Annotated in this window: 21 protein-coding genes; 1 reads left to right on the top strand and 20 read right to left on the bottom strand. The window is 41.3% G+C overall.

What is annotated here, in order from left to right:
• Positions 1-115 precede the first annotated feature (115 nt).
• From ACWPVL_RS07295 to ACWPVL_RS07235, 13 genes are all read right to left on the bottom strand, one after another.
• Positions 116-1,330, bottom strand: a complete 1,215-nt coding sequence (locus tag ACWPVL_RS07295) for an ABC transporter permease (RefSeq protein WP_454387928.1) — start codon at positions 1,328-1,330, stop codon at positions 116-118.
• Positions 1,327-2,220 carry an ABC transporter ATP-binding protein gene (locus tag ACWPVL_RS07290; protein ID WP_454387926.1) on the bottom strand — a complete coding sequence of 298 codons (894 nt, stop codon included), beginning with the start codon at positions 2,218-2,220 and terminating at the stop codon, positions 1,327-1,329. The genes ACWPVL_RS07295 and ACWPVL_RS07290 overlap by 4 nt, the downstream gene beginning before the upstream one ends.
• Before the next feature lie 180 nt (positions 2,221-2,400).
• Positions 2,401-3,312, bottom strand: coding sequence for a magnesium transporter CorA family protein (locus ACWPVL_RS07285; protein ID WP_454387924.1), 912 nt, complete (start codon positions 3,310-3,312; stop codon positions 2,401-2,403).
• A 209-nt stretch (positions 3,313-3,521) separates the two neighbouring features.
• Positions 3,522-5,066 carry a peptide chain release factor 3 gene (locus ACWPVL_RS07280; protein ID WP_313963023.1) on the bottom strand — a complete coding sequence of 515 codons (1,545 nt, stop codon included), beginning with the start codon at positions 5,064-5,066 and terminating at the stop codon, positions 3,522-3,524.
• Positions 5,067-5,360: 294 nt separating this feature from the next.
• The gene (locus tag ACWPVL_RS07275; RefSeq protein WP_313963022.1) at positions 5,361-6,041 is read right to left on the bottom strand and encodes a YwaF family protein; all 681 of its coding nucleotides are present in this window, start codon (positions 6,039-6,041) and stop codon (positions 5,361-5,363) included.
• Positions 6,042-6,149: 108 nt separating this feature from the next.
• Positions 6,150-6,842: a YwaF family protein gene (locus ACWPVL_RS07270; protein ID WP_313963021.1), complete on the bottom strand. Its 693-nt coding sequence runs from the start codon at positions 6,840-6,842 to the stop codon at positions 6,150-6,152.
• A gap of 191 nt (positions 6,843-7,033) precedes the next feature.
• A complete protein-coding gene (locus ACWPVL_RS07265; protein ID WP_313963020.1) occupies positions 7,034-7,645 on the bottom strand; it encodes an NUDIX hydrolase N-terminal domain-containing protein in 612 nt (203 codons plus the stop codon).
• Positions 7,632-9,005 carry a UDP-N-acetylmuramoyl-tripeptide--D-alanyl-D-alanine ligase gene (locus tag ACWPVL_RS07260; RefSeq protein WP_313963019.1) on the bottom strand — a complete coding sequence of 458 codons (1,374 nt, stop codon included), beginning with the start codon at positions 9,003-9,005 and terminating at the stop codon, positions 7,632-7,634. The genes ACWPVL_RS07265 and ACWPVL_RS07260 overlap by 14 nt, the downstream gene beginning before the upstream one ends.
• Before the next feature lie 104 nt (positions 9,006-9,109).
• Positions 9,110-10,156, bottom strand: a complete 1,047-nt coding sequence (locus ACWPVL_RS07255; RefSeq protein ID WP_454387921.1) for a D-alanine--D-alanine ligase — start codon at positions 10,154-10,156, stop codon at positions 9,110-9,112.
• Between the two features lie 148 nt (positions 10,157-10,304).
• Positions 10,305-10,901, bottom strand: a complete 597-nt coding sequence (gene recR / locus ACWPVL_RS07250) for a recombination mediator RecR (RefSeq protein ID WP_005589561.1) — start codon at positions 10,899-10,901, stop codon at positions 10,305-10,307.
• 53 nt (positions 10,902-10,954) lie between these two features.
• Positions 10,955-13,012, bottom strand: coding sequence for a penicillin-binding protein PBP2B (gene pbp2b, locus ACWPVL_RS07245; RefSeq protein ID WP_313963760.1), 2,058 nt, complete (start codon positions 13,010-13,012; stop codon positions 10,955-10,957).
• A 129-nt stretch (positions 13,013-13,141) separates the two neighbouring features.
• A complete protein-coding gene (locus tag ACWPVL_RS07240; protein ID WP_195914775.1) occupies positions 13,142-13,834 on the bottom strand; it encodes a phosphoglycerate mutase in 693 nt (230 codons plus the stop codon).
• A gap of 151 nt (positions 13,835-13,985) precedes the next feature.
• On the bottom strand, positions 13,986-14,438 hold the full coding sequence (locus ACWPVL_RS07235; RefSeq protein ID WP_454387918.1) for a Fur family transcriptional regulator: 453 nt from the start codon (positions 14,436-14,438) through the stop codon (positions 13,986-13,988).
• A gap of 341 nt (positions 14,439-14,779) precedes the next feature.
• Here ACWPVL_RS07235 and ACWPVL_RS07230 point away from each other — a divergent pair, with 341 nt between their 5' ends.
• Positions 14,780-15,973, top strand: a complete 1,194-nt coding sequence (locus ACWPVL_RS07230; protein WP_454387916.1) for an L-lactate MFS transporter — start codon at positions 14,780-14,782, stop codon at positions 15,971-15,973.
• Between the two features lie 173 nt (positions 15,974-16,146).
• On the opposite strand, the gene ACWPVL_RS07225 is transcribed toward ACWPVL_RS07230, so the two are convergent.
• The 7 genes from ACWPVL_RS07225 to ACWPVL_RS07195 form a co-directional block, all read right to left on the bottom strand.
• Complete coding sequence (locus tag ACWPVL_RS07225) at positions 16,147-17,409, bottom strand: AAA family ATPase (protein WP_454387914.1); 1,263 nt, start codon at positions 17,407-17,409, stop codon at positions 16,147-16,149.
• Complete coding sequence (locus ACWPVL_RS07220) at positions 17,387-17,809, bottom strand: AAA family ATPase (RefSeq protein ID WP_454388210.1); 423 nt, start codon at positions 17,807-17,809, stop codon at positions 17,387-17,389. Before ACWPVL_RS07220 ends, ACWPVL_RS07225 begins: the two co-directional genes overlap by 23 nt.
• Positions 17,810-17,823: 14 nt before the next feature.
• Positions 17,824-18,549 carry an AAA family ATPase gene (locus tag ACWPVL_RS07215; protein ID WP_454387912.1) on the bottom strand — a complete coding sequence of 242 codons (726 nt, stop codon included), beginning with the start codon at positions 18,547-18,549 and terminating at the stop codon, positions 17,824-17,826.
• Between the two features lie 406 nt (positions 18,550-18,955).
• Positions 18,956-20,227, bottom strand: coding sequence for a TRZ/ATZ family protein (locus ACWPVL_RS07210; RefSeq protein WP_454387910.1), 1,272 nt, complete (start codon positions 20,225-20,227; stop codon positions 18,956-18,958).
• Between the two features lie 70 nt (positions 20,228-20,297).
• The gene (locus ACWPVL_RS07205) at positions 20,298-20,999 is read right to left on the bottom strand and encodes a DUF4947 domain-containing protein (RefSeq protein WP_454387908.1); all 702 of its coding nucleotides are present in this window, start codon (positions 20,997-20,999) and stop codon (positions 20,298-20,300) included.
• Between the two features lie 200 nt (positions 21,000-21,199).
• On the bottom strand, positions 21,200-21,475 hold the full coding sequence (locus tag ACWPVL_RS07200; protein ID WP_005589527.1) for an HU family DNA-binding protein: 276 nt from the start codon (positions 21,473-21,475) through the stop codon (positions 21,200-21,202).
• A 110-nt stretch (positions 21,476-21,585) separates the two neighbouring features.
• Positions 21,586-22,419, bottom strand: a complete 834-nt coding sequence (locus ACWPVL_RS07195) for a DegV family protein (RefSeq protein ID WP_187422101.1) — start codon at positions 22,417-22,419, stop codon at positions 21,586-21,588.
• Between the last annotated feature and the right edge of the window lie 22 nt (positions 22,420-22,441).

Below are 22,441 nucleotides of genomic sequence, written 5' to 3'. Positions count from 1 at the left end.
TTTTATCTGTACTATTTTACCATAAATTCCACTTTTTACCTAGCCCTATTATTCAAAATATTAAATTAAAATACAAAAAGAAAACTTCACCAGATGACTCCAGTGAAGTTGTGATTTATTTATATCTTAAAGCACGTTTGAAGGTCTTCCAAGCTCCCAAATCATCCGTCTGCAAGACAAGACTGGAGTAGATTCGTGCAATGAAAACGGTCATCATCACCGCAAAAGCAGCTGTAATTCCTAGAGAAAGCCAAGCTTCCAAGCTGGTCGCATAACCATTGATAGATCGGAATGGCATGAAGAAGGTCGAGATGAAAGGAAGATAAGAACCAACTTTCAAAATCACATTGTCTCCTGCAGCCCCCAAAGCTGAAACTCCCATAAAGCCGACTAAAATCAGCATGATAACGGGCGAAAGGACTTTTCCTGTATCTTCTGCTCGTGCCACCATTGAACCAAGAAAAGCTGATAAGACAACATACATAAATATGCTAACTGCTACAAAAGCTAGGGTATTCAAGGATACAGCTTCTCCGATATACTGTTGAATGGCTGGATTGCTCTTCAAGACTTGGGACACAAGAGGAATGCTGTCCGCAAAGAGAAAGGCCGCCAGTCCACCGAGCACATAAATGCCCAGATGGCTAAGAATCACTGCAAAAATCCCAATCATACGGGCATAGAAATAATCCGTCGCTTTAATGCTGGAGAAGATGACTTCCATGATTTTTGTGCCCTTTTCACTGGCCACATCTTGGGCAGTAACGCTAGCATAAGTAATCAGAATCATATAAAGCAGGAAGCCCAGTCCTATTGCAGCAAAGGTCTGAACCATCTTCTTGCTTTCTTTGTTTTCATCGATTTTTTCTTCAAACTGGACTGTCCGCGCAAGAATCTGACTCTGCTCATCTGATAAATCGGCCTGAGCCAGGTTTAAAGCCTGCTGAACCTGAATAAGGGAATTGGACAGAGCCATTTTCGTTGCAGCGTTCATGCTGGTTTCTGCATAGTAGGTGGCAGAGAGCTGTCCGCCTCTTTCCTCAATCGTCAGATAACCTGCGATTTTCTTATCTTTTACAGCCTGCTTGGCTGCTGCTTCATCTTTGTACTGAAAACTCAGCTGATCTTCAGCTCTTAATACTTCTCTGACAGAATCAAGCTGGGTCAGTACTGCTACCTTTTGAGAGGAAGCCATAGAACTTCCCTGAAGATAACCGATCCCCAAGCTCAGCCCAAGAAAGAGAAAAGGAGACAAGACCATAAAGACAAAACTCCAAGACTTGACATGACGCAGGTAGGTTTCTTTGATTACGATTAACATTTGTTTCATACTTCCACCCCTGATTCTAATTTGAAAATTTCATCAATTGTCGGTGCCTGCTGGTCGAAAGTTGCCACATAACTTCCCTGAGTCAATCGATCAAACAATTCAGGACCAGCTGTTTCGTCGTCCAAAATCAATTTCCAGATGCCTTGCTTGGTCTGCGTCGCCTTGACAACATGGGGCAGGGCTTCTAATTCAGCCTGTGACAAGTCACTTGAAACGAAAAGACGAGTCTTGCCATATTGGTTGCGGACTGCCTGCACATCGCCATTGAGAACCACTTGCCCGTCACGAATCATCAAGACATCATCGCACAACTCTTCCACATTTGTCATGACATGATCCGAGAAGATAATCGTTGCTCCGCGCTTTTTCTCCTCAACAATGACTTCCTTCAGGATTTCAGTATTGACAGGATCCAGACCGCTGAAAGGCTCATCTAAAATAATCAAGTCTGGCTCATGCAGGAGCGTGATAATCAGCTGAACCTTTTGCTGGTTCCCCTTAGACAAACTCTTGATTTTGTCGGTTAATTTCCCCTTGACCTGAAGCTTTTCCATCCACTGGGGCAGTCTTTCTTTGACAACAGCGGTTGGCACACCCTTTAGATTTGCCAGATAGCGCACTTGCTCAAAGACCGTCAGCTTGGGCATCAGGCTTCTTTCCTCAGGCAGATAGCCAATCCTGCTATAGGTCTCCTGCTCAATAGCCTGCCCTTCGAAACGAATATCTCCACTATAGTCTAGGAAGCGCAAAATACTGTGAAAAATCGTTGTTTTCCCAGCACCGTTTTTCCCAATCAAACCAAGGATATGCCCCGGCTGGGCTTCAAAATCAATACCGAACAAGACTTGCTTTTGCCCAAAACTTTTTTCTAGTTTTTTTACATGCAGCATATGAAACCTCCTATTATAATACTAAGATTAGTATACTACTTTGAAAGCAGTTTTTCAACTTTTTGTCCTACTATACAGGAAATTTTCTCTTTATTTTTCATAAACAGAAGATGAAACCCGCTCCAGCTAGCACCACAAAAAAATGAGGTTCGAAAACCTCATTCGTTTAATGTATTTTATTCATCGCTCTTTATTGACCACCCAGTTGAGGAACTTGGTCAGAAGAACCCAAAGAACAATACTGATGGTGATAATGTACAGCCAAGCATTCTTGTCCGTTGCCCAAGGCAGGGGTACATTCATACCAAAGAAGCCGGTGATAACGGCTAAAACTGCTAGAAGAACCGAAATAATGGTCAAGACAGTCAAATTATCATTCAGATTGTTGTTCAGGATGTTATTGTAGGAGCCCGAAAGCTGGCTAAGAACCTGAGCAATCAAATCCGTCATTGAAACTAGCTGACGTGCCTCAATCATGGCATCTTCAAACTGCTCGGTTTCTAGTTCATCGAAGCTACGATAAACAGCATGGCTCTTGATGTGCCCCAGAAGAATAGTATTTTGCTTGGATGCCGCCACCAGATAGACCATAGAAGTTTCCAAGTCGGAGAGGGCAAACAAGTGCTTTTTGGTGGTCTTTTGACGCAAAAGTCTGTTAAGCTCATCCTTGCGCTTGTCCATCTGCTCAATGACCGGATAGTAGGAATTGGAGATCAACTCTAGACTGGCAAAAAGAAACTTATAGACTGACACGGGTTCATGGTGCTCCGTGTAGGCCTTCATGATATCAACCACATAGGCATTGTCTTGATTACTGATGGTGATGAGACGATCCTGCTGCACCACGAAAGTCATCGGAATGGTCTCATAGTAGTCCTTCTCTGTCGCTAAATTCAGGACATTATAGATAAAAAGAACCGTCCCATTCTCACGATTGTAGTCCATGTGAGCCCGCTCGTTTTTATCCAGCGCATATTCGATAGTTTCAAGGTCGATATTATAATCCTGATAAATCTGTCCATTCTTTTTAACATCATCTGAGTCAATGTTGATCCAGACAGATTGGTCTTTTAGTTTTCTTTCCAGAAACATAGAACTCCTTTCTGCGATCTAGAATGATTGTCTAATAGCTCATACATAATGCCCACACTTAGCCTCATAGCCAAAGCTCCTATGTCCTGACAATAACCAAGCAAATCGATATTATTTTCTAAACATAAGTGTAAGGCAGCTAGCTAGTCCGCCAAATAGCGGCTAGCGTCCACCAATTAGGAAGTTTAGTTCCAATTGGTAGTACTGAATCACATCTTCTCTTCTAACTCTACATCTGGATACTTATCCGCAAACCAACGGAGGGCAAAGTCGTTTTCAAAGAGGAAAACTGGTTGGTCAAAGCGGTCTTTGGCCAAGATATTTCGGCTTGAAGACATACGCTCGTCTAGGTCTTCCGGCTTGATCCAACGAACTGTCTTTTTCCCCATAGGATTCATGACCACTTCCGCATTGTACTCGCCTTCCATACGGTGTTTAAAGACTTCAAACTGGAGTTGACCAACAGCGCCCAGCATGTACTCTCCTGTTTGGTAATTCTTATAAAGCTGAATGGCTCCCTCTTGCACCAATTGCTCAATCCCCTTGTGGAAGGATTTTTGTTTCATGACGTTCTTAGCAGAAACTTTCATGAAAATTTCAGGTGTAAAGGTTGGCAACGGTTCAAATTCAAACTTATTTTTTCCAACTGTCAAGGTATCTCCAACTTGATAAGTACCTGTATCGTAAACCCCGATGATATCTCCTGCTACGGCATTGGTGACATTCTCACGACTTTCCGCCATAAACTGAGTAACATTCGACAGTTTGGCAGCCTTACCAGTACGAGGCAGGTTGACACTCATGCCTCGCTCAAATTCACCCGATACGATACGGACAAAAGCGATACGGTCTCGATGACGAGGATCCATGTTGGCTTGGATTTTAAAGACGAATCCTGAGAAATCCTTATCATAAGGATCCACAATTTCACCATCTGTTTTCTTGTGTCCGTGTGGTTCTGGAGCAAATTTCAAGAAAGTTTCAAGGAAGGTCTGCACACCAAAGTTAGTAAGAGCTGAACCAAAGAAGACCGGGGTTAGCTCACCAGCTAAAATAGCTTCCTCTGAAAACTCATTCCCCGCTTCATTTAGAAGTTCGATATCATCCTTGACTTGCTCGTAGAAAGGATTGCTGGCAAAAAGCTTGTCCCCATCTTCCAGGCTAGCAAAACGCTCATCCCCTTTATAGAGCTCCAAACGTTGGTTATAAAGGTCATACAAGCCTTCAAAAGCTTTCCCCATCCCGATTGGCCAGTTCATCGGATAGCTAGCGATCCCCAAGACTTCTTCCAATTCTTGCAAGAGGTCCAGTGGCTCACGACCGTCACGGTCCAGCTTGTTCATAAAGGTAAAGACGGGAATCCCACGGTGTTTGACAACCTCAAATAATTTCTTGGTTTGGGCTTCAATACCCTTGGCAGAGTCCACGACCATGACCGCAGCATCCACCGCCATCAAGGTCCGATAGGTATCTTCAGAGAAGTCCTCGTGCCCTGGTGTGTCTAGGATATTGACACGTTTGCCGTCGTAGTCAAATTGCATAACAGATGAAGTGACCGAAATCCCACGTTGTTTCTCGATATCCATCCAGTCAGACTTAGCAAAATTTCCTGTTTTCTTACCTTTTACGGTACCAGCCTCACGAATCTCCCCCCCAAAATAGAGCAACTGCTCAGTGATGGTTGTTTTCCCCGCGTCCGGGTGGGAAATAATGGCAAAGGTGCGTCGTTTCTTAATTTCTTCTTGTAGAGTCATTTTCTTCTCTTTCTTTCATTTTAGGATAATGGTGAATGTCAGTATTTTTTTATTTTACATTGGAATATTCTAATCCTTTCAACCTACCTATTATAGCGGATTTAGCGCTTTTTTTCAATTATATAAGAAAGATAAAAATCGCCCTTGCCAGCGATTCTATTCTTTATATTTGGCTAACTTGTCTTAAAATTCGACAATGACACTGCTAAAGAGAAAATTGCAAAGATTAAGATTAAAATCAGATTTAAGAAAACCCCTGCCAACTAAACTTGGCAGGAGCTATAACATTCAATATTAAACAATTTCCAACTGTTTTTTCCAGCGTTTCTTAAATACTTCATCAAAAAGAAGCAAAGTAGCGGACAAAATAATTGACACAGCTAAATATTTTACTAAAAGATTGTGCTGACTGATAAAAGGCGGACTTTTTAGCAGACCGTAATTCCCACCCGTCACTTGATTAACACCGACAAGAAAGGCATCGAGCACAAAAGTATAGAGGACAATCGTATATTTCTTGAGCTGGGTCTTGTCGTAGTGATTCATCAGATAAATCAGGGAATTAACCAAGAGGGCATAGTGACCAATCAGGAAAGAGAAGCTGGTAATATGCGGGAAATCATAAGGATCAAAGACTGGATAACCGAGGGCGAAGACTGCCCCGCTGGCTCCTAGAAGGGCAAAATACTGCTTGCTGGGCCATTTATCTGGCAGAAAGACCACCGCAAACATGGCCAAACGGCAATGGTACAAAGGCAGACTATTTGCCAGAGGGAGCTGAAAACCCACATACCAGCTATAAAGAATTGCCAGTTGGCACAATTGAAGAATTTTCATGCTTTTGATAAAGCTAGGATTCTTATGGTATTTTATCGATGCATATATAGACAGCAAAAGCAATGCCATCATCAAAGAGTAGGCCAAAGCTGAAACAAAGGGTGGTTCAGTTTGGTTGGTAGTCAAAAAATGATGCATCCAGTTTCCTTTCTACTTTTAAAATCTGTAAGTTCAAACTCGCAGTCAGATTGAAGATCTAGGCAGAATTTTCCTAGTTGCTAGAGAAATCATTTCCTCTTCCAATCTTTATTGGGTCAATCGCTCTGCCTGTCTTTCCTTCATTTCTTTGAACAAGTAAGAAAATAGAAGCAAGGCCGTCGCTAAGACCACAGACACGATCATATAATTCCCAAGCATACCATGATCTCCTACCAGAGGTGGCTCCTTTAAGAAACCGTAGTTGCCTCCGAATGCAATATTTCCAAGCAAGATGAGGAAATCTAAGCCAAAGGTGATTTCTATGATACGGCGATAGGACAGATTAAGTCTATCATAATGCTTCATCAGGTAGATAATCGAATTGCCTAACAGGGCTAAATGACCGATGAAAAATGAAAATAGCGTGATATGCGGAAATGGATAAGGGTCCAAAATCGGATAGACAATAGCGCAAATCGGTCCAAATACTCCCAACAAGGCGAAATATTGCTTATAAGCTACTTTATCTGGCAGTAGCAAGACAGCAAACATAGCGACTCGACAATGATACAAGGGGAGACTCTCCGACAAAGGCTCCTGAATAACCAAGTACCAGCCATACAAAGAGACTAATTGCACGATTTGGGCAACTCTAAAAAAAGTCTGCACTTTCTTTCGCTCAAAAAAACGACTAGCAACATAGATGACGGACACTAGGCTCATCATGAGCAGAATATAAGCAAAAGGCGTCATCACAGGCGGTTCTGTTTTGTGACTAGTAAAAAAATCTAGTAAATTCATCTTTCAAATTTTCATCCTAATAAATATTTTTAAGGACACTGGGCTTGCTCTTCCTAGCAAAGTCCTTAATTTCTTTTCAAAAAGTTTTCAACTTCCTAGAGTAATAGCTTCTGGCCATTACAACTCTAGTCAGATTGAGCTAGATTATCTGGTCTACTGGATATAAGCATCCAATCAGCATCAACTTCAATCTAGTCTATATATTGTTCTTGCTGATTCTGATAAATATTCCAGAGAAGTTGCAGCTGCTCTTTTGTTATCCTTTTCTCGGATAGAAGAGGCAAATCCTGTGGGGCAAAGAAACTCAGCTCAGCGATTTCTAAATTTGGCTGAAAATCTCCTTCTTTCAGCTGACATTCAAACACAAGTTTGACATACTGCTTACTTTGTGGCTGGAATTTATTGCTATCAAAGACAGCCAGCAAGCGTACTACGCTAGCTTGAAATCCAGTTTCTTCCTGAATTTCTTTTACTATATTTTCTTTGGGAGATAAGCCTACTTCGCAGAAACCACCCGGCAGAGCCCATGTCTCCTCTTGCTGTCCTCGTACTAGACAAATCTTGCCCTGCTGAACGATAAAAGCTCGGACATCGACCAAAGGAGTCGCATAAAAATCTGTCGGACGGAGCAAGTCAGACAGCTCATCCGGTTCCAGATGGCTGGTCTCTCTGAGCAGCTGATTCAGATTGTCTCTGATATCCGCATAGCGTTCTCGATCAAAGTCACTGGCAGCAAAAGACAAACCTGTATCCGTTATAGCCAACAGTCGTTGCAGAATTAAAGCTGTATCACTTGTCTCCATGCTCCAAGACCTCCACTAGTTTATCCAACTTCATCGAATTACTGCCCTTGAGCAAGATTTGGTCGGATGATTGCAACCAAGTCTTAACGGTCTTGGTCAAATCTTCAAACTGATCCTTGTCAGCATTTTTGACAAAATAATGCACCCGATTTGGTGGGTAGATTTCCCGAGCATAGACGTAGAGAGCTTCCATATCCTCTCCATAGAGGAATAGATCTGTGATAATCTCTGGATTGAGGCTGGTAATCATGGCTCCGTGCATCAGCTTGGAGTCAGCACCCAGCTCTTTCATATCCGCCAAGACTGCAGCCTTGCGGCCACCCTGACTAGCTGGAATCGCTGAGAAGGTTTCAAGAATCAAGCGCATAGCTGTTGGATTCGCATTGTAGACATCAGACAGGATATCGGCTCCATTAGCCGCCTTCTTCCACTCGGTTCGATTGCGGGTCAATTCCAGCTGTGCAAAGGCCTGACGAATCGCCGACTCACTGACCCCCTCCTGCAAAGCTACGTAAGACGCAATCATAGCGTTGGTCGCATTGTATTTGCCAGTCACGGGCAAGTCAATCGCCAGCTCCAGAAAATTCGCTTCAAAGGTCAAACTATCCTTGCGCTCTTCTAGACGGGTCAAGCAAATATCTGCATCGGGACCAAAGCGAACCACTTTTTGCTGGTCTGGCAGAAAATCATTGACGATCTTATCAGCCGGAGCCAAGAGTAGACCGTCTTTCCTCATGCCATCCGCAATCTGCATCTTGCCTTTAGCAATCTCCATACGGCTTCCGAAAAATTCTAAGTGAGCTTCGCCAACCAAGGTCACAATGCCCGTTTTAGGCTTGGCAATTTCAGACAGAAGATGAATATCCCCCAAGTGATCCTGTCCCATTTCCAAAACTAGCTTTTCTGTGTCGTCCGGCATGTGGAGCACCGTGTAAGGCAGACCGATTTCATTATTATAGTTGCCTTGAGTTTTATAGGTTTTGTAGCTAGTAGCCAGTAGGTGAGCCAGCATATCCTTGGTTGTAGTCTTCCCATTGGAGCCCGTCACAGCGAGCACATCTACCCCTGTCTTTTCCAGATAGTATTGAGCCAAGGCTTGAAAGGCCGCTAGTACATCATCGACCAAGATATAAGGACCGTCTGCTACTGTATGCTCAGACAAGGTCGCTGCAGCTCCCTGAGCAAAGGCCGTCGCGATAAAGTCATGTCCGTCACGCGCCCCCTTAAGCGGGATAAAAAGATCCCCCGCCTCAATCAACCGGCTGTCAAATTCAGCCTTTCTCAAAGTCACATTTTCAAACTGACTGACATCATTTTTGGCAGCCAAGACTTCTGCTATTTCATATAAATCTAATTTCATATTTTTAACTCATTTTTCCGCTTTTTCCCAAAAAAGAAGGGATTGAGGCCAGACTAAATAGTAAATATTCAGTCTGTCATCTCAGTCCCTCTATTATATCATAATTATAAAAGATGCGCTTCTCTCTTAGCAAAGGCCTCTTCAGCTAGATTTACCAATGTCTCAATCAACTCGGAATAAGGCAGTCCCATATTTTCCCAAAGCAAGGGATACATAGACCATTGAGTAAAGCCAGGCATGGTGTTGAGCTCATTGAGGAAAATGTCCCCCTCTTCAGTGTAGAAGAAATCACAGCGAGCCAATCCCTGTCCGCCCAAGGCACGAAAGGCTGTCTCAGCATTCGTACGCATGACTGAAATAACCTCATCCGAGATTTTTACAGGAATATCCATGGTAATCTTATTGTCAATATACTTGGCTTCATAGTCGTAGAAAGCCACATCCTTGACCACTTCGCCCGGCAAGGTGCTCTTAACGTCATAATTTCCTAAGAGACCAACCTCAATCTCACGCGCATTGACTCCCTGCTCAACCAAGACACGACTGTCGTACTTGAAGGCCAAATCCAACGCCGCCCGCAGCTCCTCTTGATTATCAGACTTAGAAATACCGACACTAGAGCCCATGTTAGACGGTTTGGTAAAAATCGGATAAGTCAATTTTTCTTCGATTTCGACAATCTTTTCTTCCAGATTTTCACCCTCAATCACTGCTACATAAGGAACCTGTGGGATTCCAGCAGATTCCAGAATACGTTTGGTAGTGATTTTGTCCATGGCAACACTGGAAGACAAGATATTGCAGCCCACATAAGGAAGGCGCAGCACTTCAAGAAAGCCTTGGATAGAGCCATCCTCGCCCATAGGTCCATGAAGAACAGGAAAGACAACTGCATTTTCCTCATAAATGTCACTCGGTTTGACTTGCTGCGAGAAGTCAACCGTATCATTGGTCATGAGCTTTTCATCTGTAGCTGGTTTTTCTGTAAATTCCTGCGTTTTGATAAAATCGCCAGCTTTTGTGATGAAATAAGTCTTGACAGAAAATTTGTCATAGTTGATAGCGCGCATGACACTCTCAGCCGACAAGACTGAAACTTCTCGCTCAGCACTACGGCCACCATATAGTAAAATCAAGGTTTGTTTGACCATTATCTTATCCTAACATTTCTAGCTATAAGTTCATTTTGGGTTGCCCCATCTTCTTTTTAGACTGTTTCAGTATACCATATTTCCCCGCATTTTTGAATAGAAAAAAGACTCCCAAAGCTGTTTTTCAGCAGGAAATCTTTCCGTTGTCTTACAATTCTGTCCGATTTTCAATCGCTCGGAGCAGGGTTACTTCGTCTGCATATTCGATATCAGCGCCGACAGCCAATCCGCGGGCCAGTCGAGTCACCTTGATACCTGCAGGCTTGAGCACCCGCGAAATATACATAGAAGTTGCTTCTCCGTCAGCCGTTGCATTGGTGGCCACAATCACTTCCATCACTTGGCTGTCCATCAAGCGAGTCAGGAGACTCTTGAGATTGATATCATCTGGTCCTACACCGTTCATGGGGGAAATGAGGCCGTGGAGGACATGATAAAGTCCGTGGTATTCTTGGATATTTTCCATGGCAGACACATCACGACTATCCTCAACGATGAGGATCACAGTCTGATCGCGCGTTTGATCTGTACAGATGGCACAGGGATCATCGTCCGTCAGATTGCCACAGATAGAGCAGTAAGTCAGCTCACGCTTGGCAGCTAGTAGATTTTTGGCGAATTCATTGACATCATCGTCACTCATCCCGATGGTATAAAAGGCCAAACGAGTAGCTGTCTTGATGCCGATTCCCGGCAGTTTGGAAAAGCTATCAATCAATTTGGCGATAGGGGTTGGATAAAGCATAATGGTAATCGTTGAGCAGTAAAATCTTGATCTGATTCTACTGCCTTTCCTTTCTAATTCATAGGGTGCTGTTGATTATAAAGGTTGATAATATCACGGGTGATACTGTGGCTAACCGTTGAGGAAAGGTCGGTATTGTGCGGAAAGACCACGGCCACAGCTATTTTAGGATTATCGCTTGGTGCATAGGATACAACATTGGTATTGATAGCAGATGTACCACCGTTGACAAAGGTTTCGGCAGTCCCTGTTTTGGCACTGATAGAAACCATAGCGCCCTGCGCAATCGTCCGTCCAGTTGTAAAGCCACTCCATCCATTGACCACCTGATAGAAACCTTGTTTTATCAGAGCCATATTTCCCTCAGAAATATTGACCTGATTTAATTCTTTTGTTTCCTTCTTCTCAATCAAGTCTCCCAGTCCACCTTGGTCGTTGCTGGCGTAAATGCCTTCAACCAGATGCGGAGCTACCCGTTTGCCGTTATTGGCTACTGTCGACGCATATTGAGCCAACTGAAGTGGAGTGTAGTTATCAAACTGACCAAAAGCATCCGTAATATAATTGCTGACCGTGAAGTTTTTAGGAATATAGCCTGTTGATTCTGTCGGTAAATCAATCCCTGTTTCAGTCCCCAGACCATATTCTGCAAAAGTCGAACGGAGCTTTTTCATTGAAGCATCGACATTATGGGTTCCTAAAGCCATATTTGGGCTATACGGAGTTCCAAGCATATTTAGGGCCACCTGAACCATATAGGTATTAGACGAGTATTCCAGAGCCTCCACCGCCGTAATAGAACGTGAACCATAGGCCGTAAACCAAGAATTGATGGGAGTAGAACCCGCAAAAAGAATCGGCTGATCGACCAAGGATTGATTTCCTGAAATGGCTCCATACTGCCAACCAGCGGTTAAGGTAGCCGCCTTGACGACAGAACCTGGAACGAAAACATTGGTAATGGTACCCAGCGCATCCGCCGAGATTTCGCCTGTTTCCAGATCATGCTTGACACCAGCCAGAGCCAAGATTGATCCTGTATTGGGATCCATAGCCACGGCATAGACACCTTCTGAATAGGTTGCATTGCCCTTGGCTAGCTCCATATTAAAGGCATTTCTGAGAATATCCTCGACTCCCTGCTGGAAAGTCAGATCTACGGTTAGTTTCAAGTTGTTCCCTTTGCTTCCCTCGGAAATGGTCTCAACGCTCTCCATGTTGCCATTTTTGTCCAGCCGAATTTCTTTTTCTGCTCGTTTTCCTTGTAAAACAGACTCATACTCTTTTTCCAGATAAGAAATTCCCACTCGGTCATTCAGAGAATAGCCCTTCTTGACATAGTCATCTGCTTCCTCAGCTGGCAGACCTGTTTTTTCGGTTGAAATTTGACCAACAATCGAAGCCAACGATGTTTCCAAAACTTTCCGATTCCAGCTGGTTGAAATACTAATACCCGGAAGTTCTTTTCCGATGGACGCAATCGTAGCGACCTGCTCCGTCGTCAAATCATCTGTCTGAATCGTCCCTGTTGAAAAGTTTGGAACAGCATTCATCTGGCTAAATAGAGCGATAATCCTCTTTTCCTCATCTGTATAGCCTAGCTGGCTTGGATCAATACTCTCCACTGCTGCCTTATAGATCTTGGCTTCAGGTAAACGATTGCCATCCGTATCAAATTTTTCTTCCTTAGGTAATTTTTCAACCACTTCGCGGTAAACTTTATTGTCCGCCAGATAATAGTCAACTTCTTGGCGCTCGGTCACCTTTAGGTCCGACACAGACACATACTGCAGCAGTTTTTGTGCTGTTTCACGGATTTCTTCTGCTGTCAGTTTATTGTCTCGTGTAAAGGTCACCACTTGCTTGGTTGTGTTCTCCACCAGGGGCTTGCCCGAAGCGTCATAGATTTGTCCACGAACCGAACTCGACTTAATCTTTGTTTTACTGGCCTTAGCTAATTTATCAGTATAAAATTCTTGATTGACGACCTGCATATAGCCCAGACGAGCAATCAGCACCAAAAATAAGACTCCGACTATACCAAATAGAAGGTAGAGTCGGCCTGTGATAGAATGGCTATCAAATTTTCTCTTAGACATTTCTTCTCTCATCCTCGTAAAAATCTATCTTTTATTTTACCACATTTCCCCAGCAATGAAGCATGGAAATCTAAAAGGATCGAAAAAGAATTTTTCTCCAACAATGAGAAAAAGCCCTGCTAAGCAGAGCTTCATCATCAATTATTTTCCAAGGTAGTATTCAGCAACTACATTCAATTTTTCGTCGAATTCGAATACCAATGGTGGGAAGTTAGGGATTTCCACGTCCATGATTTCGTCATCTGATAATTGTTTGATGTGTTTTACAAGGGCACGGATTGAGTTACCGTGAGCTCCTACGAATACGTTTTTACCATCTTTAAGTGCTGGAGCGATTTTATCTTCCCAGAATGGAAGGGCACGTTCCAAAGTCACTTTCAAGTTTTCAGCATCTGGGATTACTGAGTCGTCAAGTGAAGCGTAACGACGGTCAGTGTGAGCTGAATGCTCATCATCGCGATCCATGTTTGGAGGCAATACATCGTATGAACGACGCCAGATGTGAACTTGCTCATCACCAAATTGCTCAGCAGCTTCAGCCTTGTTTTTACCAGTCAAACCACCGTAGTGACGTTCGTTCAAGCGCCATGATTTTTCAACTGGAACCCACAATTGGTCAGAAGCTTCAAGAGCCAAGTTTGTTGTTTTGATTGCACGTTTCAATACTGAAGTGTATGCTTGGTCAAATTCGATACCAGCTTCTTTGATCAATTTACCAGCGTCAATCGCTTGTTGTGTACCTTTTTCAGAAAGATCTACATCAGCCCAACCAGTGAAGAGGTTAGCTTTGTTCCATTCAGACTCACCATGGCGAGCAAAAACCAATTTTACCATTAGATGGATTCTCCTTTTATTTTCCGGGGTCTACCCCGTTTATCTATTCTATTTTACAAAATTTTCTCTCAAAAATCTAGTCTCAGCGGGATATTTGTGAAATTTTCCACTTGATCAGGATTTTGAGAAAATCAATTCTCATTCAAGACTTCTAACTAGCCACTTGTTCCTGCTGGGCGCACTCTGGACAAATGCCATAAACGACCATCTGGCTCTTGGTAATTTGATAACCGGTCTGCTCTTCTGCTTCCTGCTGAACATCTGGTAAATCCAAGTCCATATCTGCAATTCGACCACATTTTTCACAAATGACATTGAGGTGCTGATGCCCCATAAAATCATAATAAGTCGTCGTGTCATTTCGGACTTTGAGCTCAGAGACAAAGCCTTCATCAATTAATACTTTTAAGTTATTATAAACAGTCGCCAAGCTCATATTAGGAAATTCAGGCAAGAGGGCTTGGTAAATCATCTCTGCACTAGGGTGGTCATGACTGCTGATAATAAAAGCAATCACAGCCTTTCTCGTCTCCGTGATTCGAACACCTTTCAGCCTCAGATGTTTAATCACTTCTTGGTAATCTTTTTTATGCTCCTCATTCATCTTCTCTATACTCCATATACATTCATTTCTAGCTTATTTCCATTATATCATGACAAAGAGGGATTTTCTATTAAGAATGATTGTAAATAAGGAAAAATATTAATCTGCCTAATAGACCTATTCATTTTAATTAAGTAGATTTTTGCCTCAAAGCACGATATGATAGAGATGTTAACAAATATGTAAGCGCTTAATTTTGATATATCGGTTTTATCGTAAGAAATTCTGTAGCCAAGCTTCTGCTATTTTACCTGCCTTGCAGGAAACATGCAGGACAACTATTTGGGTACGGCTGGTTTTCTATCACTTTTTAGAAAAAATATATAAATGAGGATATCATTATGAAAAAAACACCAAATCGCTGGTTCATTTTAGCAGCAGCTATCTTAACCAACCTTTCTTTAGGTGCTGGATACGCCTGGTCTGTTTTTCAAAAAGCGCTACTGGAAGCCAATGCTAGCCAAGGATGGGTGCAAGCTCAAACCTCTCTAGCCTTCAGTATCTCTTTTGCAATGGTGCCAATCGGCATGATTCTTTTCGGACCTAAAGTCGATTCATTAGGCCCTAAGAAATTTGTCTTTCTAGGAGGCATTCTCTTTGGTGCTGGTATGTTTGCTACAGGATTTGCAACTTCTCTTCCTGTACTCTACTTGACCTACGGGGTTGTCCTTGGTCTCGGTATCGGTTCAGCCTATGGCGCTTCAACTTCTGTCGCTACCAAATGGTTCCCTGATAAAAAAGGTCTCGCGGGTGGTTTAACCGCAGCTGGCTTTGGACTTGGACCACTAATCATCGGACCACTTGCCAAAACTCTCATCGCTTCAATGGGCGTTTATTCTACATTTAAAGTTCTGGGAATTGCCCTACTTGTCGTTATCTGCTGCTCTTCTCTTGTCATGGAAAAAGCTCCAGCGGCTACTCCAGCATCAGGAAGTTCTGCACAGACAGGAAAAACTCACAAAGAAATGCTGCGCGAAGGCAACTTCTGGTTGCTGTGGCTCATCTACATTTTAGGTGCTACTGGTGGTATGATGATTATCGGCTCAGCAGCGTCTATCTCCGACCAATATAAACTAGTTGGAGAAGCAACTCTATTCGTTATGTTGGTTTCTATCGCCAATACTTTTGGACGAATCTTCTGGGGAGCTGTATCGGACAAAATCGGCCGCTACCCTACTGTAATCGCCATGTTTGGCGCTGTCGCTGGTGGCTTGGCACTGACCGCCCTCTTTAAAGGGGAAGGAAGCATCCTTGCAATCTTAGGCGTCATGCTTGTTGCCCTGTCCTTCGGTGGCTTCCTTGGATCTTTCCCAGGTATCACAGCCGAAAATTGGGGCGTGGCCAATGTCGGCACAAACTACGGCTGGATGTTCACGGCCTATGGTGTTGCAGCTATTGCCGGACCACAGTTAGGAGCTCGACTTGCTCAAGCAAACAAGGGAGACTATTCAATGGCCTTCTACATCGTTATTGGTATGGCACTCCTTGGTATCGTTCTACAATTATTCTATATTTCTAAATCAAAGAAAGCTTAAATCTAACACTAACTCTGGGGTATCCCGGAGTTTTTCTTTGACAAAGAATCTGTTAGCCAGCAAAAATTGAAAAGAACTCTCCGGACTAGCATAAAAGCCGAGACAAAGGGAGCATGACACTTAGCAATATAGAAATAAGGACTTCTCTTTAATGAAATGTCCTTATTTTATTTTTATCTATCTTCCAGAAAATCTGGGAGAGTTAAATTACTATTATTGAGAAATGATTTAAATTGTTCTGAATCATTTTGGTATAAGACACCTAATATTATTCTAGCATCATGCTTAAATTCGCTTGTATTAATAGGATTGCGAGTTCTATCAAACCTATCTTCTCCATGAGAGTACTCATTATTTATGCGTTGTATAAATGGAGCATTCTCATCTCCGAAATAATTAATAATTTTATCGTCATTCTTTGTTTTATAATCAGGATATTTAAAGTACAAGAGAGTTTCAATAAATTTTCTACCATTGTTTTGAAAATTATAAAAAACAGAAAAATTATTTTCGTCTTCATCTTCCGTCGCCACTCTATATATCTGTTCAAACAGAAATACAAATTCTGTGACTTTATTTGATAAATGCTTGGGCAATTTTTTTATATAACTTTTCGACGGGACATTTTCAGCTTCTTTTATCTTTTCTATTAAGTAATAATCTTTTTTATTTTTATTAGAAAATCTATTTGTATATTTCAAGAAATCTAGATTATGAGTGGACAAGAAGTACTGTAAAAATTCTTTCTTTTCTAGAAGACAAAAAATTAGGTTGTAAATATAAAAAATGTTATTTTCATCCTGACTAGAGACAGGGTCATCAATAAATAAGATTGTTTTTGACTTTTCTTCTGTCGACAAACTTTCTAATCTTGTAATGTAATAAGCAAAGGCTATTAATGATTTTTCACCCTCACTTAAATTATATGCTCTCTCTTCATTACGAGAAACTTCAAAATATATACCTTCCTCATCATCGACTGATTTTAGGGACATCTCTGAATGTGCTAAAGAATTTTGAAGTATCATATTTATACGTTTTGCTGCTTCAGATTCTGACTTTAAACTACCTTCAAGCTCAATAATATCTTGCTCAAATTTTTCTTTTTGTTCCTTTATTTTTTTATGTTCTTCAGAATTTTCATTTATATTTATATCTTCTTTAAGTTGGTTAATTTCTTGAGATAGTTTAGTGAACTCAGATACAGGAAACTCTTTTACAATATAATATCTTCGAAGAAAATCTATACTTTTAGTTTTCCTATCCTCAAATTGTTCTATCTGTTCAATAGTGTCATTATATAGTGAGTCAATCTCAACTTGAATTTCGGAAAAATCAATCCAATTTAAATCATTAATTTCAATTTTAAAAAAATGTCTCGTTGTTTTTCTGAAATCTTTGATTCTAGTATTTCTAGAACTCTTTTCTATTATCAATATTATTTTCAATCTCTTTGTTTATATTTTGAATATCAGATACAGAATCTTTAAAATAATCTTCCCTATTAATATTTGGAATAGCATCTAATTTTTGGATTTCTGATTTTATCCTATTATTTTGCAATACTAATTCGTTTTCCAGAGAGCTTAACTCATCAGAAAAAGCCAACTTTAGATTTTTAATAAGCTCACCATCAATGCTGTTACCACAAAATACACATTTTTCTGGATTATCTCCATGGATATCAACACCATGCTTAATCCAATTTATTTTATCTGGACTATCTTTATATTCATCTAAAATATTACTTACTGAGACAACTTTAGATAAAAGTTTCTTCGTATTTTCTAAAAATAATGTGAAATTAAAATTTTTATCAAAACTAACTAAATCAATTTTTTGTGGTTTATTTATGTTTTTTCAAGAATTCGTATTTTGGCTTGTTCAACATTCTTTTCTAACTCAGCTACAGCCTTCTCATCATCTTGTAATGGTAAAATAGGAAAATGAGCTGAATATTTTTCAAACTCCTCCTTTATATCTCGTATATCATATCTATTACCAACTACGACCGAGGGATTCTTTAAATTCTTGATTTCTGATGCAGTTGTTCTCAGTTTTAAATTCAAATCATCTTCACTGCTCTTAAGCTTTTCTTGTTTTTTAGTTATATCCGATTCAATCTGTGACAATTTTTCATTTCTAGGTTTAAGTTCGTTTAATCGTATATCTTCGATTTTCTTCAAAATCTCATTAGTATCACTACCTATCGAAATTTGGAAACTATTTAATTTATTGTCATTGTGAAGATAAATATTATCGTCAATAAATCGCTGATTAAAAACCTTACAATCTATAGGTAACTCATGAGTCATTATTTCATTTGATTTGATAACTATCTGGTTAGATAATTTGATTTCAAACTCTATATCTCCGTACTTTTCTGGAAGTTGCTTAAGTTCAATAGTTTGAAAAATTTTCGAATAAGTACTTTTTCCGGAATAGTTTCTACCGTAAAAAATATTAATACTTCCATCATTAAAATCATTACCGATGCCTGACTGACTATGCTGTTTGTAGTCTTTATAGCAACCAAAATCTTTGATATCAATTTTTTTAATTTCTAAATCTGACATAGCTTATACCTCTTTTTCATTATATCATGTAGAGATAACATAAAACAAGATGCGTACTCAAAATGAGAATCGTTCCAATCGCTCTTCGAATCGTGTCCATGAAGCAACTTATTTCAACTCCATAAAATGAGATTTTTAAGCCTAATCTATCACATGAAATACTACAAAACTTAGTCTAAATTTGTCAGTCTAACTCATTCCGACGGGAGTTTCATTTCTGACTTGGCAGAAATTGAGTCGCAAGCCAACTGGCACGAAACGCAACTGAATTATTCGGGTAAACATTTATTACAATTTTATCGGAAAACTAAATAACGAAAAAGCGAGTCAGGCGGACTGACTCGCTACTATTAACCCTAATAACTAAACTGCTAAGCGTCAGCTCTGCTAAACTCGGCTTTTCTTTCTAACGGAACGATTCTAGATCAACTGTCAGTACCTGACCGTCTCGGACAACCTGCTGCCCTGCAATATAGACATCCTGAACATCGCTGCCTTTGACTGCATATACTAGGTGCGACAGCATATTTTCCAAAGGATAGAGGTGAAGTCGTCCCTTAGGCTGAATGGCAATGAAATCGGCTTGCTTACCCGCTTCCAGACTGCCAATTTTGTTATCCAATCCCAGTGCCTTGGCTCCTTCAATGGTCAAAGCTTTCAAGGCCTGCTCGATCGTAAACTGAGTCGCATCACCTGCCTGCATTTTCTGGAGCAGGGCTGCTGTCCGACCTTCTTCAAACATGTCCAGATTATTATTGGAAGCGACAGAGTCCGTCGCTAAGCCAACAGTCACCCCAGCGGCTAGTAAATCCGTCACCGGAGCTACACCGGAAGCCAGCTTGAGGTTGCTGATAGGATTGTGGGCGATGCTGACTGGAGATGCCGCTAAATCTGCAATCTCTGACGGATTGAGCTCAACTCCGTGAGCAAAAATGGCTGGCTGCTCCAAGTAGCCAAGCTCTTTCAAGAAAGCCAAAGGCCGTTTACCATAGCGCTCCAGGATGATTTTATTTTCTTCCTGAGTCTCTGCCACATGGATATGAAGCTTCAAATCCAGCTCACGCGCTAGCTCAAGACTGCCCTTGAGTAGATCTTCGTCACAGGCATAGGGCGAATGCGGCGCCACCATGACCTGAAAATCTTCATCTTCATAAGCGAGGATTTCCTCAATAATGGCACGAGTACGAGCCAGAGTCTCTTCAGCTGTTTCCGCCTCTGAGCTAAAGAGGGTTGGTGAGAAATAGCAGTGCATACCAGACTGCCGCACAGTCTCATAGATCCTGTCAATCTCCACTCCCTGAGGATTGTACATGTCGTTAAAAGTCGTTGTTCCCGATTGGAGCATTTCAGCTAGAGCCAGCTGGACAGCTTTGGTTGTTAGATCCGATGTGAATTGACTTTCTGCTGGCCAAATATAGTCCTCTAGCCATTCGTGCAGATTGCTGTCGTCACGAATCCCACGCAGCAAGGTCATGGCTGAGTGCGTATGGCAGTTGACCAGCCCTGGCATGATCCAAGCGCCTTCATAATCCACCAACTCGCTGCACTGTTCTAGCCAGGCCTCGTCATAGGGGCCACAGTAGGCAATGCGTTCATCTTCCACAACCAGCAAGCCTTCCCGATAAACATGAAATGCGCTGTCACAGGTCACCAGATTGACATTCGTATAAGCTTTCATCCTTGCTCCTTCTCATTTCGTTTTAGCTATTATAGCAAGCCTAGTAAACTAGCGCAAGAATTTTCCAAGATTATTTAAAATAAAGATAATCAGGATTAGGAGTCATATAATACAACTCTCCTTTAGAGAAAATCAGATTAATTTTATGTTGCTTATAGCTATATAAAATATAGTCACTCTCCAACTGATAGTCTTGGTTCAAGCTAGCTGCCTGTGCAATATCCGCTGCTGTTACATAGAAAGCTTTTGCCTGCTCTTCTGTCACACGCTGACCTTGATAGAGCTCTTTTATATTTTCTAACTCCTGAGCTTTAAAAGTGTCTTTAATATAGTTTGGATCCTTTATGACGGCCTCTGGCTCGCCAAGCACCTTTTTGACTTGCTCCTCTGTATAGCCTTTGAAATCAGGCGTTTGAGCACTAAATCCTCCTTCAAAAGAACGATAATACACCTTGGCATTACCTGTTGCATAGATCTTGTCTTTATTGGCAGACTGTGCATCTTGAGGCAAGCCATCCGTTACTTCATCTGGCGAACTTGTCGCCTTACTCTCAGAAGCTGGAGCACTAGATGATGAGGTCTGGCTACTCTTTGATCTTTCTTGCTGACTAGAGCTTGTAGCCTTCGTCGATTCTGATTTCTTTGGTATTTTCACCTTTTGGACAGAAGAGGCTTCAGACCTAGGAACTCTTTTCCTTGGATAATAGCAAGCTGTCAAAGCCATAATAGCTGCAAGCATGGTTAAAAAGGTTATTACTTTTTTAAAATACATAGTTACCCCCATTTCTTAGCTACATTATATCATATTTTAAGTTGAGCAGGAGGAGCATCCTGATTTTTGCTGCCTTCTCTAACAAACAAATACTGTATCTTCTAGAAGCTTAGGAAAAATGATTGGTGTTATGCCAAAACATAAGAAAAAGCCTACTGTAAAAGCTAGGAAGCTGATACAATAGGCTTTTGATTTTTGTCTTATTTTACAGCGTCTTTAAGAGCTTTACCTGCTTTGAAAGCTGGAACTTTAGAAGCTGCGATTGTGATTTCTTTACCAGTTTGTGGGTTGCGACCTTTACGTGCTGCACGCTCACGAACTTCAAAGTTACCAAAACCGATCAATTGAACTTTTTCACCTTTTGAAAGGTATTCTGTAACTGCTGCAAATACAGCGTCAACTGCTGCTGCTGAATCTTTTTTAGTCAATTCTGTAGCTTCTGCCACTTTTGCGATCAAATCTTGTTTGTTAGCCATTTAACAAATCCTCCAATTTTTTTCTGGGTTAATAACCCTAACAGATATTATCATATCTAAAAAAAGCGTCTAGGTCAAGTCTTAAGCAGACATTTTACAAATAATTTACTCTATTTATAGCGAACTAGAACGGCCCATGCATTTTCTCCAGTGTGAGTTTGGATGATGGAACCTGTTTCTAAGACAGGGATTGGTTTTTCAACAAACTCTTGTAACTCTTCCTTCATTTGATTGGCAAATTCTGGTCCACCCGCATAGGAAATTCCGATTTCTTCAATTTCCTTCTCTTTCAGAGACTCTTTCAAGTCATCCAGCCATTTCTTGAAGGTTTTAGCGCCCCGTCCTTTGACAATAGGAGTCAAGGTATGATTTGTCATCTGCATGACGACACGAATATTTAAAAGCGAGCTAATCAAACCAGTCACACGGCCGATACGGCCACCTTTGACCAAATTTTCTAAGGTTGATACGCCAATGTATAGTTCTGTCTTGGCTTTGACTTCCTCAAGTTTTTCTAAAATCTCCTCCAAAGTCGCTCCAGCTTTTGCCATCTTAGCAGCCTCAACGACTTGGAATTTCATCGCTTGGTCCGTGAAAGAACTATCGACAACCGTTACATCAGCCTTAGCCAAGGTAGCTCCCTGACGAGCTGCCTCTACGGTGCCAGATAAAGCATGAGACATGTGAATCGAGATGATTTGGACATCTTCTGCTGACAAATCTTCAAAAACCTCAGCAAATACTCCAACTGGTGGCTGGCTGGTCTTAGGTAGATTTTTACTAGACTTCATCAACTGAAGGAATTCTCCTTCCTTCAAATTGGAATCCGAGTAGACTACACCGTCAATCATGACTGTCAAAGGAACTATTGTAATATTCAAATCTTTTGCTAGTTCAGGCTCAATCGTAATCGAAGAGTCTGTCACAACTTTAATTTTTGTCATATTTTCCCTACTTTTATCCTGT

Source organism: Streptococcus sp. Marseille-Q8145 (genome assembly GCF_965112035.1).
Note: the sequence above shows the minus strand (reverse complement) of the source record. Positions and strands in the feature narration are given on the sequence as shown.